The organism is Pseudomonas sp. NCIMB 10586 (genome assembly GCF_023127895.1).
In the GTDB taxonomy this organism is placed as follows: Bacteria; Pseudomonadota; Gammaproteobacteria; order Pseudomonadales; family Pseudomonadaceae; genus Aquipseudomonas; species Aquipseudomonas synxantha_A.
Genome location: NZ_SPKQ01000045.1, coordinates 476,344 through 491,071 on the forward strand (window position 1 = coordinate 476,344; position 14,728 = coordinate 491,071).

At 57.7% G+C, this 14,728-nt stretch carries 11 protein-coding genes and 4 pseudogenes; 9 read left to right on the forward strand and 6 right to left on the reverse strand.

Annotated features, from left to right (window positions below; translation table 11 throughout):
• Positions 1–51: 51 nt before the first annotated feature.
• Both E4P01_RS22120 and E4P01_RS22125 read left to right on the forward strand, forming a co-directional pair.
• Positions 52–672 (forward strand): LysE family translocator, encoded by a 621-nt coding sequence (locus E4P01_RS22120; RefSeq protein ID WP_078821268.1) that lies wholly within the window; start codon positions 52–54, stop codon positions 670–672.
• Positions 673–840: 168 nt separating this feature from the next.
• Entirely contained in the window at positions 841–1,380 is a 540-nt protein-coding gene (locus E4P01_RS22125; protein WP_078821267.1) for an AAA family ATPase, read from the forward strand.
• Between the two features lie 99 nt (positions 1,381–1,479).
• Here the strand turns inward: E4P01_RS22125 and E4P01_RS22130 are convergent, their stop codons facing one another.
• Positions 1,480–2,694, reverse strand: a complete 1,215-nt coding sequence (locus tag E4P01_RS22130) for an aldose 1-epimerase family protein (protein ID WP_216091504.1) — start codon at positions 2,692–2,694, stop codon at positions 1,480–1,482.
• A 296-nt stretch (positions 2,695–2,990) separates the two neighbouring features.
• Here E4P01_RS22130 and E4P01_RS22135 point away from each other — a divergent pair.
• A pseudogene (locus E4P01_RS22135) lies at positions 2,991–3,289 on the forward strand (hypothetical protein).
• Between the two features lie 327 nt (positions 3,290–3,616).
• On the opposite strand, the pseudogene E4P01_RS22140 reads toward E4P01_RS22135, so the two are convergent.
• The 3 genes and pseudogenes from E4P01_RS22140 to E4P01_RS22150 form a co-directional block, all read right to left on the reverse strand.
• Positions 3,617–3,787 (reverse strand): annotated as a pseudogene (locus tag E4P01_RS22140) (OprD family outer membrane porin); the annotation flags it as partial.
• A 139-nt stretch (positions 3,788–3,926) separates the two neighbouring features.
• A complete protein-coding gene (locus E4P01_RS22145) occupies positions 3,927–5,333 on the reverse strand; it encodes a YfcC family protein (RefSeq protein WP_216091505.1) in 1,407 nt (468 codons plus the stop codon).
• Between the two features lie 29 nt (positions 5,334–5,362).
• Entirely contained in the window at positions 5,363–6,487 is a 1,125-nt protein-coding gene (locus E4P01_RS22150) for a M20 family metallopeptidase (protein ID WP_078821263.1), read from the reverse strand.
• A 126-nt stretch (positions 6,488–6,613) separates the two neighbouring features.
• Here E4P01_RS22150 and E4P01_RS22155 point away from each other — a divergent pair, with 126 nt between their 5' ends.
• The gene (locus tag E4P01_RS22155) at positions 6,614–7,537 is read left to right on the forward strand and encodes a LysR family transcriptional regulator (protein ID WP_078821262.1); all 924 of its coding nucleotides are present in this window, start codon (positions 6,614–6,616) and stop codon (positions 7,535–7,537) included.
• A gap of 300 nt (positions 7,538–7,837) precedes the next feature.
• Here E4P01_RS22155 and E4P01_RS22160 read toward each other — a convergent pair whose 3' ends face one another.
• The gene (locus tag E4P01_RS22160; protein ID WP_216091506.1) at positions 7,838–8,731 is read right to left on the reverse strand and encodes a LysR family transcriptional regulator; all 894 of its coding nucleotides are present in this window, start codon (positions 8,729–8,731) and stop codon (positions 7,838–7,840) included.
• A 94-nt stretch (positions 8,732–8,825) separates the two neighbouring features.
• On the opposite strand from E4P01_RS22160, the gene E4P01_RS22165 reads away from it, so the two are divergent.
• The 5 genes and pseudogenes from E4P01_RS22165 (at position 8,826) to E4P01_RS22185 (ending at position 13,563) form a co-directional block, all read left to right on the forward strand.
• Complete coding sequence (locus E4P01_RS22165) at positions 8,826–10,010, forward strand: MFS transporter (RefSeq protein ID WP_078821260.1); 1,185 nt, start codon at positions 8,826–8,828, stop codon at positions 10,008–10,010.
• A gap of 7 nt (positions 10,011–10,017) precedes the next feature.
• A pseudogene (locus E4P01_RS22170) lies at positions 10,018–10,149 on the forward strand (SDR family NAD(P)-dependent oxidoreductase); the annotation flags it as partial.
• 65 nt (positions 10,150–10,214) lie between these two features.
• The gene (locus E4P01_RS22175; RefSeq protein WP_078821259.1) at positions 10,215–10,697 is read left to right on the forward strand and encodes a VOC family protein; all 483 of its coding nucleotides are present in this window, start codon (positions 10,215–10,217) and stop codon (positions 10,695–10,697) included.
• A gap of 326 nt (positions 10,698–11,023) precedes the next feature.
• Entirely contained in the window at positions 11,024–12,400 is a 1,377-nt protein-coding gene (locus E4P01_RS22180) for a cystathionine beta-synthase (RefSeq protein ID WP_032880899.1), read from the forward strand.
• The gene (locus E4P01_RS22185) at positions 12,397–13,563 is read left to right on the forward strand and encodes a cystathionine gamma-synthase (RefSeq protein WP_216091507.1); all 1,167 of its coding nucleotides are present in this window, start codon (positions 12,397–12,399) and stop codon (positions 13,561–13,563) included. The genes E4P01_RS22180 and E4P01_RS22185 overlap by 4 nt, the downstream gene beginning before the upstream one ends.
• A gap of 126 nt (positions 13,564–13,689) precedes the next feature.
• Here the strand turns inward: E4P01_RS22185 and E4P01_RS22190 are convergent.
• Positions 13,690–14,676 (reverse strand): annotated as a pseudogene (locus tag E4P01_RS22190) (YcaO-like family protein); the annotation flags it as partial.
• Positions 14,677–14,728: the final 52 nt, after the last annotated feature.

A 14,728-nucleotide genomic window follows, 5' to 3' on the forward strand; every position in this document is an offset into this window, starting at 1 on the left:
GCCGACTGCCCCTATCCTCAACGCTCTCGTCCGACCAAACCCGGAGCCGCCATGGACCTCGCCACCCTCGCCCTCTTCTTGCCTGCCTGCTTCGCCCTGAACATGGCGCCTGGCCCCAACAACCTGCTGTCGGTAAGCAACGCCACCCGTTACGGCTACCGCACCTCCTGCCTCGCAGGTCTCGGTCGGTTGCTGGCCTTTGCCGGCATGATCGCCCTCGCCTCCGCCGGGTTGGCGGTGGTGCTGCAAACGTCGGAGTTGTTGTTTTACGGGATCAAGATACTTGGCGCGGCGTACCTGTTTTATCTGGCGTATCAGCTATGGCGTGCGCAACCACAGACAGAGTCACAAACAGCCGCTCACCAGGTCGGCTTATGGGCCCTGGCACGGCAGGAGTTTCTGGTGGCGGCGGGCAACCCGAAAGCCATCCTGATCTTCACCGCTTTCCTGCCGCAGTTCGTGGTACCTGACCAACCCATCACCGCACAGTTCGCCCTGCTGGGCGCGATGTTCCTGGCCCTGGAATGGATCGCCATCAGCGCCTACGCCTACATGGGCCTGCATATGCGCCGCTGGTTTGCCGAGCCAAGGGGCAAGCGCATCTTCAATCGTTGCTGCGCGGGGCTGTTGTCAGCGGCGGCGGCAGTGTTGTTAACGGCGCGCAGGGCGTAACCCAACCACTGTAGGAGCGAGCTTGCTCGCGAAGGCCGCCAACGTTGGCACGGGGTGCCTGGATAAAAGGTGGCGCTCTTGGGTTTGCGTGAGCACGTTGACGCAGACAGGCATTGACGTAGAATCGCCACCCCAAAAATTCAGCGCGCACAGCGAGAAGGAGCTTAGATGCGACGGGTGATGATTGTGGGTCAACCTGGGTCAGGCAAAAGCACCTTGGCGCGCAAGCTTGGTCAGTGCACGGGTTTGCCGGTCGTTCATATCGACACTATCCACTGGCAGCCAGGGTGGATCGAACGCAGCCGCGACGCGAAGACGCAGCTTTGCCTTGAGGTCGAGGCCCGTGAACGCTGGATATTCGAAGGAGGCCATTCAACCACTTGGGACAACCGGCTGGCCCGCGCAGATCTGTTGATATGGATTGACCGTTCGGCGACGCTCCGATTCTGGCGCGTATTGCTCAGGACGCTGCTCAAACGCGGTCAGACTCGGCCTGACTTGCCGGAGAACTGCCCCGAACGACTGGCGAACCTGCCGGAGTTTTTTAGATTCATGTGGCAGACCAAAGAGTCAGCACGAGTAAAGATGCAACAACTCGTGGAGGCTGCCCCACCCGCCTGCCGTGTGGTTCATCTGCGGTCCAATCGGGACACCCGGATATTTCTTGCGAGCATTGGACGTTCGATTGGCCGGACAACGCCAGATTGATCGTCGGCTGACGGCTTCACTCCGTCGTTAATGTTGCCGCACCCCGCATAAGCGTGGGTGCTCAACATCAATAACATCGCAATGATGCTCCAGGCGGCGTCATTCCTTGGTCAAATCAACCAACGGCGTCTGCCGCACCTCAGTCTCACGCCCATCCTGAATTTCGCTGACCTGCTTCAAAGCCTTATCAACAGCGGCCTTGTCCGCCAACAGGCTGTAGCTGATGCGGAACTGCTTGTGTTCCTTCGGCCCGATTGTCGGCACCAGATTCAGTGGCCGCTGATAACGACGGTTGTAGGAAAAACTCGTCCCCGGCTCCAGCCCCGTGACATAGCCCTGGCCTTGGGTGTCGGTGTTTTTCCAGAGGGAAAACACCGGCAGTGTCTGTGTATTGAAGCCAACCGAAACGCCCAGGCTGCCGGCCTTGTTATGCAGCACGGTCAAGGTATCGCCCTTGGCATCGGCATATGGCACCACGTTGTAGACTGTTTCGTCATAGTCTTTGGTCGGTGCGCGATAGGTTTGCCAGTCGGCCAATTCGCCCTTGGCCTTGTCATTGAACGGCGACACCTGCTTCACCGGCGCGACAAACCGCGCGCCCTGCTCCAGGAACGGGGTGCTGAAGTTACTGTGATACAACGCCTGGTATTCCTTCGGATAGTCGCCGTTGTTGGTCAGGGTGTCATTGAGGGCAAACACCACACTGCCGGGTTGAGTGACCAGTTCGGTCGCGACAGAGAAGTCGACCTTCTTGAACGCCTGCTCTTTCAGCTCGCCGCGCAGGGTGATGGCATACGGTGGTTTTTCATCGATATGCAGCGTGACTTTATTCGCAGGAATATTGGCGGCCCGCCCGTGCAGGGTCAGCAGTTCGCCGTTGTCGATGCCGGGGTGGCCGACCCACTCGTAGCCGCAGCGGGTGACCAGCTCGTTGAAACCTTCCAGCCAGCCCAGCCCACCCCGGCCATTGAGCTCGATGAACGACGGATTGACCACTTCCTTGACCGGCGAATCCCAACCCATCCGCACATCGCCGACCGAAGCCTGCAACACGTTCATACCGCGAGTCGGCACCACCGAAAGCTTCATCGTGCCGTTATCGATATCAACGATGCTCACCCCCTCCTGCCGACCACCGTGCAAGGTGCGCAGGGTAACGCTGAAGGGCTTGTCGGTTTGCACGCCGAGCTGCTGGCTGGTGATTTGCGAGTTCTGGGCGGCTTTGTCGGTGTCGAGCAGGACGTAATCCCAGGCCATGGCGTGGGAGGCAGCGGACAGTGCGCTGAGGGCAACGAGGAGTTTTAGCGGGGTCATGGCGGTCGCCTTTCTTGGAGTTGTATGCGATTTATAAACTCGATGAAACGTTTCAGCAAGCTTAAAAAACGAGATAGTGTGGGGAAATATCAAGAAGAGAATGAGGCTAGTCGGGAGCAGACTGCAGCGAGAATGTGGGGTGAGCGGCGTTCGAGCTTCAGTCCATCCATGCCGGTTACAACCTTGGCGTTGATCATCTCCTGCACCGGCGCTTATAGTCCCCCGGTCGCCCATGTGGCGATCAGGTTTGGCGACCTGATTATCGGTAAATCATTGCATTTATCGGAGTTTCAAAAATGGAAAGATATATCCCTCTTACTGGAATCGATCGGGTTCCAGCGTCCCTGCTCATTGACTCGCAAGCACCGCTCGATATGCTGCAAGCGATGGCTGAGTATCGTATTCGTACGTGACTCAACTATTGGAAAACATCGCTTTTCGGGGCGAGGTGGAAGCTGACTGCGTGGTGCTTTCGGATTTTGCTCAACTACTGGCGATACCGTTGCGGGATGGGTGTGATCTGATGGATGTTATCGCGCGTCGATTGCGGGAGCAGGCTTCGGAGGTAGAAGCGCACTCTACAACGGTTAGCTAGAAAGGGCTCCGTGCGCTGGAGCAAGGCAGGCCAGCGCGTGGAGGAGAAACTGGTTATTTCTCACGGGCCGTAAACGGCCAGAAGCGGACGTTCAATACAGGCTAGTAAGGGGAGACACTCGCTCTCATCTTGAGGATGCACAGTAGCAATACATCATTTATTCCCGAGATGCGGTCGCCCCCCATCAGTCTTTGACTGGGACACCCAAAGCCTGCACAATTACCAACTTTGTTCGCGACAGGAAGTCTGCCAACGGATTGTAGTTCTGGGAAATGCCAGTATCGGCAAATCTACCCTCGCCCGCATCCTCGGCAAGCGCCAGAGCCTGCCATCAGTGTATCCCGATTTGTAATCGAGCATGAAACCTTGCGCCCACTCTTCGGTTTTCGAAGGTGTAGCAGTTCCATTGCGATTGTCATTGTTGAAGTAGAAATTTTTCATTTCCAATGTGGCTGTTCCGTCACTCAGGAAGTCGGCATAAGCCTGGGCACTCAACATAATGCTGTTCAGCACAAAAGTCGTAGCGATTGCTTTTTCGACCACTTACAGTACTCCTGCTCTTCTTATTTTAATTAGATCAACAAACACAAAAGCTCCCCCATCCACTACGAAGCAAATAGAGGATAACTGGAAATACTTAATACGGCCCCCACTTTATTTCCACGGCGATGATCAGTACGACCACGCAGATCACCATCCAAACAGCAACCAGTGGTGCGACAAATTTCACCCACTTACCGAAGGGTACTCCTGCCACAGCAAGAACTCCCATCAATACTCCGGATGTCGGATTTATACAGTTAACGATTCCCTCACCGAACAAGACAGCATGGACAACCACTTGCCGCGTCAACCCGATCATGTCGCCGATAGGGACATAGATCGGTATAAGCAACGCCGATTCACCAGAGCCGGAAGAGATCGCAAAATGCATCAGAGCCGCACTAAAATACATCCCTATTGCTGCCATTGCTGGATGTAGCGGGGCTAATAAATCAGCCAGGCACCCGACAATGGGGTCAAGGATTTTGCCATTATCCAAGACGATCGATATCGCACGTGCCATGCCAACAATGAGTGCTCCAGATACAATTCGGGAACAACCACCAAGAAAGCTATTGGCTATTTCAGACGCCGAAAGCTTTCCAATCATTCCTGCAACAATAGCCATCAATACAAACATGGCTGTCATTTCAACTTCACCCCATTTCATGGTCATGGAACCATAAATGAAGGTCACTAAGGAAATGGATGCGAAAGCCAGAATAATCCAGTGGCGGGTTGTCGCCTTCGATTCTTGACGGGACACCTCGATAACTACAGGACGCTTTTCTCCGTTTTTTCGACAAGCCCGCATATAAATCGTCAAAAAAACAATACAGGTCAGGATAAAAAGACCTGAAGTGATCCCGCGCAACCCAAAACCGGAAAACAGCGGTAGTTGTGCAAGCCTCTGGGTAAGCCCGGTTGTCACTGGGTTGGTAAGCGCCACATTGTAACCAGAGGCACACGTCAGGTAAACCAGTGATATCCCAAAGATGGGATTCAAACCCAGGGATTTAGCCACCAGCAGACCAATCGGGACGAAAGCAACAACCGCATTGACCACAACTCCCGTTGTACCAAGCACCCCAAAGATCAATCCAAATATAATAATTATCAAATAATCATTAAGTTTTGTACTGTTTGCTATTCCATTTAAAGCTTGATGAATAGCACCGGTGCTCTCAAGTACAGCCAAAGCGCCGCCCGTAAACAGTATCAGGAAAATGATCGGTGCTGAGCTTTGCAAGCCTGTGGCTATCGCGGTAAAAACTCCTAGCGGATGAACGCCATTTTGGGCAACCGGATGAAGACTTCCCGAGATGACAAATGAAATGCCATCACGCATTTCACGATCAAACACTCCCGCTGGAACTACCCAGGTTGCAATAGCGGCAACCACCAAGATTATGAAAAGAAAAACATAGGGGCTCTTGGTTTCTTGCTTTGTGCGCTTTGAGGCGTTGCTTGTTTCCTCAATGGCCGTTTTTGTATTTATCATAGCCTTTTCCTCGAGTTATCCTGGTAGATTCAAAGTCTCTGGATCAGCTCGGCGAGAAGTGCAGCCCGTACTGGCAAGTCTGAGATAATGATGTGTTCATGAATTGCATGCGGCCCGACACCGGTGGCTCCAAGTCCATCCAGGGTGGGTACGCCGACTGCGGAGGTAAAGTTTCCATCACTTCCCCCGCCCACCGAGGCACCTTCAATTTGAATACCAAGTGCGTTTGCTGCCTCTTGAGCAACAGCAAAAAGCGCCTGGTTTGTAGGCGTATATTCAAGTGGTGGCCGAACCAGGCCGCCAGTTACAGAAATCTGCGCACCGACCAAGTATGGCTTCATTTCTTTAACCAACGATTCGATACGCCGAGCCTCCGACTCACTGCTAACGCGTAAATCGACATTCAACTCAGCGCTGTCTGCAACAACATTCGTCCGCTGGCCACCCTTCGCGATTCCCACATTCAGTGTTGTTCCTAACTCAGGGGCATTCAAGCCATGCAGAAACAGTATCTGCTCGGCCATCTCATGTACTGCACTTACCCCTTCCTCCGGATTGTTGCCGGCGTGGGCCGCACGACCTTTGATCTTGATATCGAAACGCCCTGTTCCTTTACGTTCGGTCTTGAGTGCATGGGTATGTGAGGTAGCCGGTTCGACAACGAGTACCTGCTCACACAATATCGCTTCACTTTCAATCCACTCCCGAGAACTCGGACTGCCGAGTTCTTCATCGCTTGAGCATAAAAAGCGGATCTCCCGGTCCTTGAGCAAGTCGAGATCAATCAGGGCCTTGGTCGCCCAAATGGCCTGAACAAGCCCGGCCTTCATGTCCAAAACGCCTGGGCCGTATAGCTTGCCGTCCTCCACCTTTATTGGCAGACGCCCAATATCCCAGACAGTGTCAAAGTGCCCTAGGATTGCCGTGCGCCTTGAACCTTGACCGGCTGTGAAAACGAGATGGTTTCCGTATTCGTCACGTGGAACGACCTCTGCGGTAGCGTCAATACGCCGCATCATGATTTCCTGAAGCACTTCACCGCAGGCATCAACCGCCCGTTTATCTGTAGAGGGTGACTCAGCACTGACAAGCATCCTTAAATCGGCGAGAAGACTGTCGGAATGCCGGTGGAGGTACTCTTGTACGATACTCATGTTTTTGGCCTGTCATGCGTTAATGAAGCCTGAGTATGGAATGCCTCCATGGCTTGAAAAATAAGAAGCGCGCCACTAAATTGTTGCCCTCAGGTCAACAGTTGGCTGCCGCCGTAGGGCTGAGAAATGGACAACGAACTCCAAGAAAAGCGTCTGGGCTATCTCCACGAGGTTGGGCTTCAAGGAGGTATTCGCAAGGCAGCCGACGTGCTGAACGTCAATCCCTCCGTTATCAGCCGTCAGGTTGCGCTCCTCGAACGCAGCTTGCATCTACCGCTACTTGAACGTCGTGGACGAAACGTGGTGCTGACGGAGGCCGGCAAGCTTCTTTCGGATCATTTCTCGGAAACTCAAGAACGCCGAGAGGCGCTAACCAAGCACTTGAATGACCTTCGATACATGCGGGGCGGGACGGTAAACCTTCGTATCGGGCCGGGCATGGTTGCAAACTTTGTGGGCAACGAGTTGCGTGAGTTCTCCAAGGTCTACCCGGACGTCTTTGTAGACATCAGTTCAGGCGACATGAGCACTACGCTGATGATGCTCGTACGTGGGGAAGTAGACATGGCTTTATCCTTTGGCCCTATCGAAAACGTGTCTCTTCAACGACGCAGTTTTACCAGAGGCCCCATGTGCGCCATCGTTCCCAATGATCATCCATTAAGAGACTTCACTAGCATTCCCATAAGCGAGCTGGCACACCATAGGCTCATAGCGCTGACAAATACGTACGGCATACAACGCTATATCAATAAGATGTTCGAGTCCGAAAACGTGGCGTTCACCCCTGCATATCGCTGTAACCAGCAGTCAGTTGCGATAGCTTTATGCCAAGCCGGTCTTGGGGTAGGTTTTATGACAGCTCAATCACTTGGGCAACAAGCCGGGAATTCAAAGCTTATAGCTATACCACTTGATCACCCGATCGCGAGGGAATCACAGTGTCATATTCTGCGTAGCTCAGATCGCCGACTACACCCCGCCTCTGAACATCTATGGTGGCTACTTGTAAACCACCTGGAAAGGACTCAAAGCGAAGGGGCTACGTAAACCTTTTCTTCGTGGCAGCGTGGACGCTCTGAGGTGCCGCAGCAGTCTGGACTCTAACCTTGAGAATTCTCCGGACTATCGAGCCTGTATCCCGGTCCCGCCAAGACGGGGAGCGGATGCTCGGCTGATAGATAGCAATCGGCCATTTGGCGCCTGTCTAGAATGTCAGCTATTGGTCGGCAACGCTCACTTGCGACAGGCTGCTTTGGGTCAAGTTCTGCCTGTGGCCACCGACAGCTTTTGGCCGAAATCCGCCGATCCCCCTCCTCCCAACAAATCCAGATCTAAACCCGCACCTCATCAAACCCCATGCCGCTCCACCAAAAAATCCACAAACGCCCTCACCCGCGCCGGCATCGCCCCTCCCCCTACAAACACCGCATGAATCGGCTCCACATCCCCCGGGTTAAAGTCCTCCAGCAACACCACCAACTCCCCCCGCTTCACCTCCTCCACCACACTAAACGCCCCAATCCGCGCAATCCCTGCCCCCAGCTTTGCCAACTGTGCCAATGCCTCGCCACTATTTCCCTCAATCGTCCCCGCCACCTTCAACGAAAACTCGCGACCATCCATCCGAAACGGCCAATCCGGCGCCGCTCGGCGGAAGTTGAAGCGTAGGCAGTTGTGCCGGAGTAGATCCTGCGGCAACACCGGGGTGCCATGTTTTGCCAGGTAGTCCGGTGAGGCGACGATCACCTGCCCGGTGGAGCCGATAGGACGAGCAGTCAGGGGGCTGTCGGCAAGGGGGCCGAAGCGGATGGCGACGTCGGCCTGGCCGCCGAGTATGTCCACCACCTCATCGCCGAGCATCAGGTCGACGACGATGGCCGGATAGCGGGCGCTGAAGGCGGCGATCAGCGGGACGATAGTCATGCGGCCATGGGCCAGGGCGGCGCTGACTCGCAGGCGGCCGCGTGGGGTGCCCTGGTCGGTGATGGCGTCTTCGACTTCGGCCATGTCTGCGAGGATGCGCCGGGCGCCGCGCAGGTAGGCTTCGCCTTCGGCGGTGAAGGTGATGGCGCGAGTGGTGCGCAGCAGCAGTCGGGTGCCGATGCGCTTTTCGGTGCGGGTGATGATGCGGCTGATGGACGATGGCGTCAGCCCCAGGGCTCGCGCCGCGCCCGACAGGCTGCCCTGCTCGGCGACCATGGCGAACACTTCCATCTCTCCTGACCGACCGCTGATGTCCATTTGTGCCTCCTGCGCAAAGCTGTAGTTCCCGAGCAAGGGCTACTGCTTGAAAAGGCTGGATTGTAGCATTCGGCACACAGATGAGGAGTCAACCATGCGTATCAATCCACCCCTTGTAGCCTTGTCCATCGGTGCCTTCGGCATCGGGGTCACGGAGTTTGCGCCCATGGGCATGTTGCCCGGTATTGCCGCCGATCTTGGCGTATCCATTCCAGCCGCCGGGCTGCTGGTGAGTGCCTATGCCATGGGCGTGCTGATCGGCGCGCCGATCATGACCCTCGCCACGGCGAGAGTACCGCGTCGTTATTTGCTGATCGGGCTGATGGCGATTTTTACCCTGGGCAATTTATTGTCGGCGCTGGCCACCAACTACCAGACCTTGATGATCGCAAGGCTGGTGACGTCGCTGAACCACGGGGCGTTTTTCGGCATTGGTTCGATTGTGGCAGCCAGCGTGGTAGCGCCGGAGAAACGCGCGGGAGCGGTCGCGGCGATGTTTCTCGGGCTGACCTTGGCGACCATCGGCGGCGTGCCGCTGGCGACCTGGTTTGGCGAGAACTTTGGTTGGCGCACGGCGTTCTGGGGGATCAGCGGCCTCGGTGCGGTGGTGATGGCGGCGCTGTGGTGGGCGCTGCCGAATGCACCCGCGCCTAAAGGCGGCAGCCTGATGGCGGAAATCCGCGTATTGGGCCGCGGGCCGGTGCTGGCCGCGTTGGCGCTGACCGTGGTGGGCTCCAGTGCGATGTTCACGGTGTTCACTTACATCGCGCCGATTCTGCGCAACGTCACCCACGCCTCGACCAACTTCGTCACCGGGATGCTTGTGCTGTTCGGGATCGGGCTGACCCTGGGCAACGTGTGGGGCGGCAAGTCGGCCGACCGCTCGGTGGACCGTACCTTGATCACCTCGCTGGTGGTGTTGATTGCCGTGCTGCTGGCCTTCTCGGTACTGATGCAATGGCCGCTGCCTGCCGCCGTGTCGATCCTGCTATGGGGTGCCGCCAGTTTTGCGCTGGTACCGCCGTTGCAGATGCGTGTGATGGAGGCCGCCAAGGATGCGCCTAACCTGGCGTCGGCGATGAACATCGGCGCGTTCAATTTTGGCAATGCGATTGGCGCGGCGCTGGGTGGCGCGGTGATCAACGCCGGTCTGGGCTACCCGGCCATTTCCCTGGCCGGTGCAATCATGGCGGGCCTGGGCTTGCTGATGGTGCTGGGTTTGGCCTGGCGCTCGCGGCGTGCGGGTTTACGCACTTGCCGGGAAGCCGTGCAAGCCTGAACAGCAGGCCGGAAAGCCCCAAGGCCAGTCGATTCCTGTCCATGACGTGGTGCAAGTGGTGCGCATGACGCTGAACTTGTCGCCGGCCAGTTTCGTCAAGGACATTACCTTGCCGGCGATCCTGGATGAGCGGTTCTGAACGGGGCGGAACGCCCGCGGTTATCGTCTAGACTTCACGCACCTTCCAACCCGAGGAGCCTTGCGATGAACAACAAAAATACGATCTGCCTCTGGTACAACAACGATGCCCTGGAGGCGGCGACCTTCTACGCCAACACCTTTCCCGACAGTAAAGTGGGGAACGTTCACCATGCGCCTGGCGACTACCCGGCCGGCAAGCAGGGCGAAGTGTTGACCGTGGAATTCACCGTGCTGGGTATCCCCTGCGTCGGCCTCAATGGCGGCCAGATGTTCAAGCACAGTGAGGCGTTTTCCTTTCAGGTGTCTACGGATGACCAGGAAGAAACCGATCGCTTGTGGAATGCCATCGTCAACAATGGTGGGCAGGCAAGCGCCTGCGGCTGGTGCAAGGACAAGTGGGGGTTGTCGTGGCAGATCTCGCCACGGGTGTTGGTCGATGCGGTCACCAGCAAAGATCCTGCCGTCGCCAAGCGTGCGTTTGAGGCGATGATGAAAATGACCAAGATCGACATCGCTACCATCAAAGCCGCCATTGCCGGGAACTGAACTGTGGGAGCGCTCGAGCCTTAGCGAGGCCGCGATGGCGGTGGGTCAGGCAACATAAATGCCGACAGCACCGCCGCCATCGCAGGCAAGCCAGCTCCCACATTTGGATCGCGTGGCGTCAGGTAGGTATGGGTCGGCAATCCGACAAGCCAACTCCCACCTTTGATCTTCAGCGCAATCCTGAATTGCGCGCCCTCCCCCATGCGCCAAAAAAAGTCATGCATCGGACCGCCCGGTTGCGACCCGGGCGATACCGGCCTATGTTTCAAGCCATGCTGTGATTTGCTGTCCCCCACCCTGTGCCCATCCCGTAACCAGGTGACGACATGCCTACCCTTTCCCGCCCTGCCGTACTTGAACTGATCGGTAACACGCCGCTGGTCAAGGTCAGCCGCTTCGATACCGGCCCTTGCACGCTGTTTCTAAAGCTTGAATCGCAAAACCCTGGCGGCTCCATCAAGGATCGCATCGGCTTGGCCATGATCGACTCCGCCGAGCGTGATGGGCGCTTGCGTCCTGGGGGTACCATCATCGAAGCCACCGCCGGTAATACCGGCCTGGGCCTGGCGCTGGTAGGCCGGGCCAAGGGGTATCGGGTGGTGCTGGTAGTGCCCGACAAGATGTCCACGGAAAAAGTGCTGCACCTGAAGGCCATGGGCGCCGAAGTACATATCACCCGCTCCGATGTGGGCAAGGGCCACCCGGAGTATTACCAGGACGTGGCGGCACGGCTGGCCAAGGATATTCCGGGCTCGTTCTTTGCTGATCAGTTCAACAATCCGGCCAACCCGCTGGCCCACGAAACCAGCACCGCGCCGGAGATCTGGGCGCAGACCCAACATGATGTCGACGCGATTGTGGTCGGCGTCGGCTCGGCCGGCACCCTCACCGGCTTGACGCGTTTTTTCAAGCGTGTGCAGCCCGATCTCACGATGGTACTGGCCGACCCGGTGGGTTCAGTCATGGCCGAATACAGCCGCAGCCGGCAACTTGAAACGCCTGGCTCCTGGGCCGTGGAAGGCATCGGCGAAGACTTCATCCCGTCGATTGCCGATCTGTCCAGCGTGCGCCACGCCTACTCCATCAGCGATGAAGAGAGCTTCGACCACGCCCGCCAATTGCTCAAGGCCGAAGGCATTCTCGGCGGCTCGTCCACCGGCACCCTGCTCGCCGCTGCCCTGCGCTACTGCCGCGAGCAAACCGAGCCCAAGCGCGTGGTGACCTTTGTGTGCGACACCGGCACGCGTTATTTATCGAAGGTTTACAACGACCAATGGATGAACGACGCCGGCCTGCTGCAGTACAAACATTACGGCGACCTGCGCGACCTGATCGCCCGCCGCTTCGAAGACGGCCGTGTGATCAGCGTGAGCCCCGACGACACCCTGCTCACCGCGTTCCAACGCATGCGCCTGGCGGATGTGTCGCAACTGCCGGTGCTGGTAGACGGCCAACAATTGGCAGGCGTGATCGACGAATCGGACATTCTGCTGGGCCTGCACCATGACGCGGCGGACTTTTCCATGACCGTCGCCAGCGCCATGACCGACACCTTGCACACCCTGCCCCCCAGCGCCAGCCTGGCCGAACTGCAGGCAGAACTGGATCGCGGCCTGGTCGCCATTATTGCCGACGCCTCGGGCTTCCATGGCCTGATCACCCGCGTCGACCTGCTTAATCACCTACGGAGATCCCTTGCATGAGTCAGCCCGATAAAAGCGCGTTTGCCACCCGTGTGATCCACGCCGGGCAGTCACCCGACCCGACCACGGGCGCGCTGATGCCGCCGATCTACGCCAACTCCACTTACCTGCAAGACAGCCCCGGTGTGCACAAGGGCTTCGACTACGGCCGCTCCCACAACCCCACGCGTTTTGCCCTGGAGCGCTGCGTGGCCGACCTTGAAGGCGGCAGCCAGGCCTTTGCATTTGCGTCGGGGCTGGCGGCGATTTCCACCGTGCTCGAATTGCTCGATGCCGGTGCGCATATCGTTTCGGGCAATGACCTGTATGGCGGCACCTTCCGGCTGTTCGACAAGGTGCGCCAACGCAGCGCTGGGCACCGTTTCAGCTATATCGACCTGAGCGACTTGTCGGCCTTTGAAGCGTCGTTGCAGGACGACACGCGCATGGTCTGGGTCGAGACCCCGAGCAACCCGCTGCTGAGCCTCACCGACCTGCGCGCCGTCGCACGCATCTGCCGTGCCCGCGGAATTATCTGCGTGGCCGACAACACCTTCGCCAGCCCGTGGATCCAGCGGCCGCTGGAACTGGGTTTCGATATCGTGGTGCACTCCACTACCAAGTATCTGAACGGGCATTCCGATGTGATCGGCGGTATCGCCATTGTCGGTGACAATCCGGACCTGGCCGAACGCCTGGGCTTCCTGCAAAACTCGGTCGGTGCCATTGCCGGGCCGTTCGATGCGTTCCTGACGCTGCGCGGCGTGAAAACCCTGGCGCTGCGCATGGAGCGCCATTGCAGCAATGCCCTGGAGCTGGCCACCTGGCTGGAACAGCAACCGCAAGTGGCGCGGGTGTACTACCCCGGCCTGAAATCCCATCCACAGCACGCGCTGGCCAAGCAGCAAATGCGCGGTTTTGGCGGGATGATTTCGGTGGATTTGAACAGTGACCTGGCCGGTGCCAGGCGCTTTCTGGAGAACGTCAGGATCTTCGCCCTGGCCGAGAGCCTGGGTGGTGTGGAAAGCCTGATCGAACACCCCGCGATCATGACGCACGCGAGCATCCCGGCGGCCACGCGGGCGCAGTTGGGGATTGGTGATGGGCTGGTGCGGTTGTCGGTGGGGGTTGAGGATTTGGAGGATTTGCGAGCGGATTTAGCCCAAGCCTTGGCACACATCTAACGTCAAATATCGAGCAAAATGTGGGAGGGGGCTTGCTCCCGATAGCAGGGTGTCAGTCACTGTATTTGTTGACTGATACACCGCTATCGGGAGCAAGCCCCCTCCCACATTAAATCAACTGCGTAATCAGCCTTGGGTGATGTTGGCTCGTGCACTGTGCAGCTTCTTGTAGCTGTCGATCAAGCGCAGATGCCGGTCCAGCCCTTCGAGCTTTATGCTGGTCGGCGTCAACCCGTAGAACCGCACACTGCCGTCGACCGAGCCGATCACCGCGTCCATGCGCTCATTGCCGAACATGCGCCGGAAGTTGGCCTCGTAGTCGGCCAGCTCCAGGTCGTCATCCAGCTCCATCTCCAGCACCGCATTCATCGCCTGGTAAAACAGGCCGCGCTCGACAGTGTTGTCGTTGTACTGCAGGAACATCTCCACGCATTCCTTGGCTTCTTCATACTGCTTGAGGGCCAGGAATATCAGCAGTTTCAGCTCAAGGATGGTCAACTGGCCCCACGCGGTGTTGTCGTCGAACTCGATGCCGATCAGGGTGGTGATGTCGGTGTAGTCGTCCAGCTCGCTTTCAATCAGGCGCTCGACCAACGCTTGCAGCTGGTCCTCGTTGAGGCGATGCAGGTTGAGGATGTCTTCGCGGAAGAACAGCGCCTTGTTGGTGTTATCCCAGATCAGGTCGTCCACCGGGTAGATTTCCGAATAGTCCGGCACCAGGATGCGGCAAGCGGTGGCGCCCAGATGTTCGTACACCGCCATGTAGCACTCCTTGCCCATGCCTTCAAGAATGCCGAACAGCGTCGCGGCTTCCTGGGCGTTGGAGTCTTCGCCATGGCCCGAGAAGTCCCACTCGACGAACTCGTAATCCGACTGGGCGCTGAAGAAGCGCCACGACACCACGCCGCTGGAGTCGATAAAGTGCTCGACGAAATTGTTCGGCTCGGTCACCGCCTGGCCTTCGAAGGTCGGCTGCGGCAGGTCGTTCAAACCTTCGAAGCTGCGGCCTTGCAGCAGCTCGGTGAGGCTGCGTTCCAGTGCCACTTCCAGGCTCGGGTGCGCACCGAAGGAGGCAAACACGCCACCGGTGCGCGGGTTCATCAAGGTCACGCACTGAATCGCCCCGGGTTTCGTAGACACCTCTTTGCCTTAAACTGAGGCCAAT

What these genes read in the sequence shown, in the direction of transcription:
- E4P01_RS22175 (WP_078821259.1), top strand. Translation starts at nt 10,215, where the DNA reads ATGAACAACAAAAATACGATCTGCCTCTGGTACAACAACGATGCCCTG.
- E4P01_RS22150 (WP_078821263.1), bottom strand. Translation starts at nt 6,487, where the DNA reads ATGAGTATCGTACAAGAGTACCTCCACCGGCATTCCGACAGTCTTCTC.
- E4P01_RS22145 (WP_216091505.1), bottom strand. Translation starts at nt 5,333, where the DNA reads ATGATAAATACAAAAACGGCCATTGAGGAAACAAGCAACGCCTCAAAG.
- E4P01_RS22165 (WP_078821260.1), top strand. Translation starts at nt 8,826, where the DNA reads ATGCGTATCAATCCACCCCTTGTAGCCTTGTCCATCGGTGCCTTCGGC.
- E4P01_RS22155 (WP_078821262.1), top strand. Translation starts at nt 6,614, where the DNA reads ATGGACAACGAACTCCAAGAAAAGCGTCTGGGCTATCTCCACGAGGTT.
- E4P01_RS22180 (WP_032880899.1), top strand. Translation starts at nt 11,024, where the DNA reads ATGCCTACCCTTTCCCGCCCTGCCGTACTTGAACTGATCGGTAACACG.
- E4P01_RS22130 (WP_216091504.1), bottom strand. Translation starts at nt 2,694, where the DNA reads ATGACCCCGCTAAAACTCCTCGTTGCCCTCAGCGCACTGTCCGCTGCC.
- E4P01_RS22125 (WP_078821267.1), top strand. Translation starts at nt 841, where the DNA reads ATGCGACGGGTGATGATTGTGGGTCAACCTGGGTCAGGCAAAAGCACC.
- E4P01_RS22160 (WP_216091506.1), bottom strand. Translation starts at nt 8,731, where the DNA reads ATGGACATCAGCGGTCGGTCAGGAGAGATGGAAGTGTTCGCCATGGTC.
- E4P01_RS22185 (WP_216091507.1), top strand. Translation starts at nt 12,397, where the DNA reads ATGAGTCAGCCCGATAAAAGCGCGTTTGCCACCCGTGTGATCCACGCC.
- E4P01_RS22120 (WP_078821268.1), top strand. Translation starts at nt 52, where the DNA reads ATGGACCTCGCCACCCTCGCCCTCTTCTTGCCTGCCTGCTTCGCCCTG.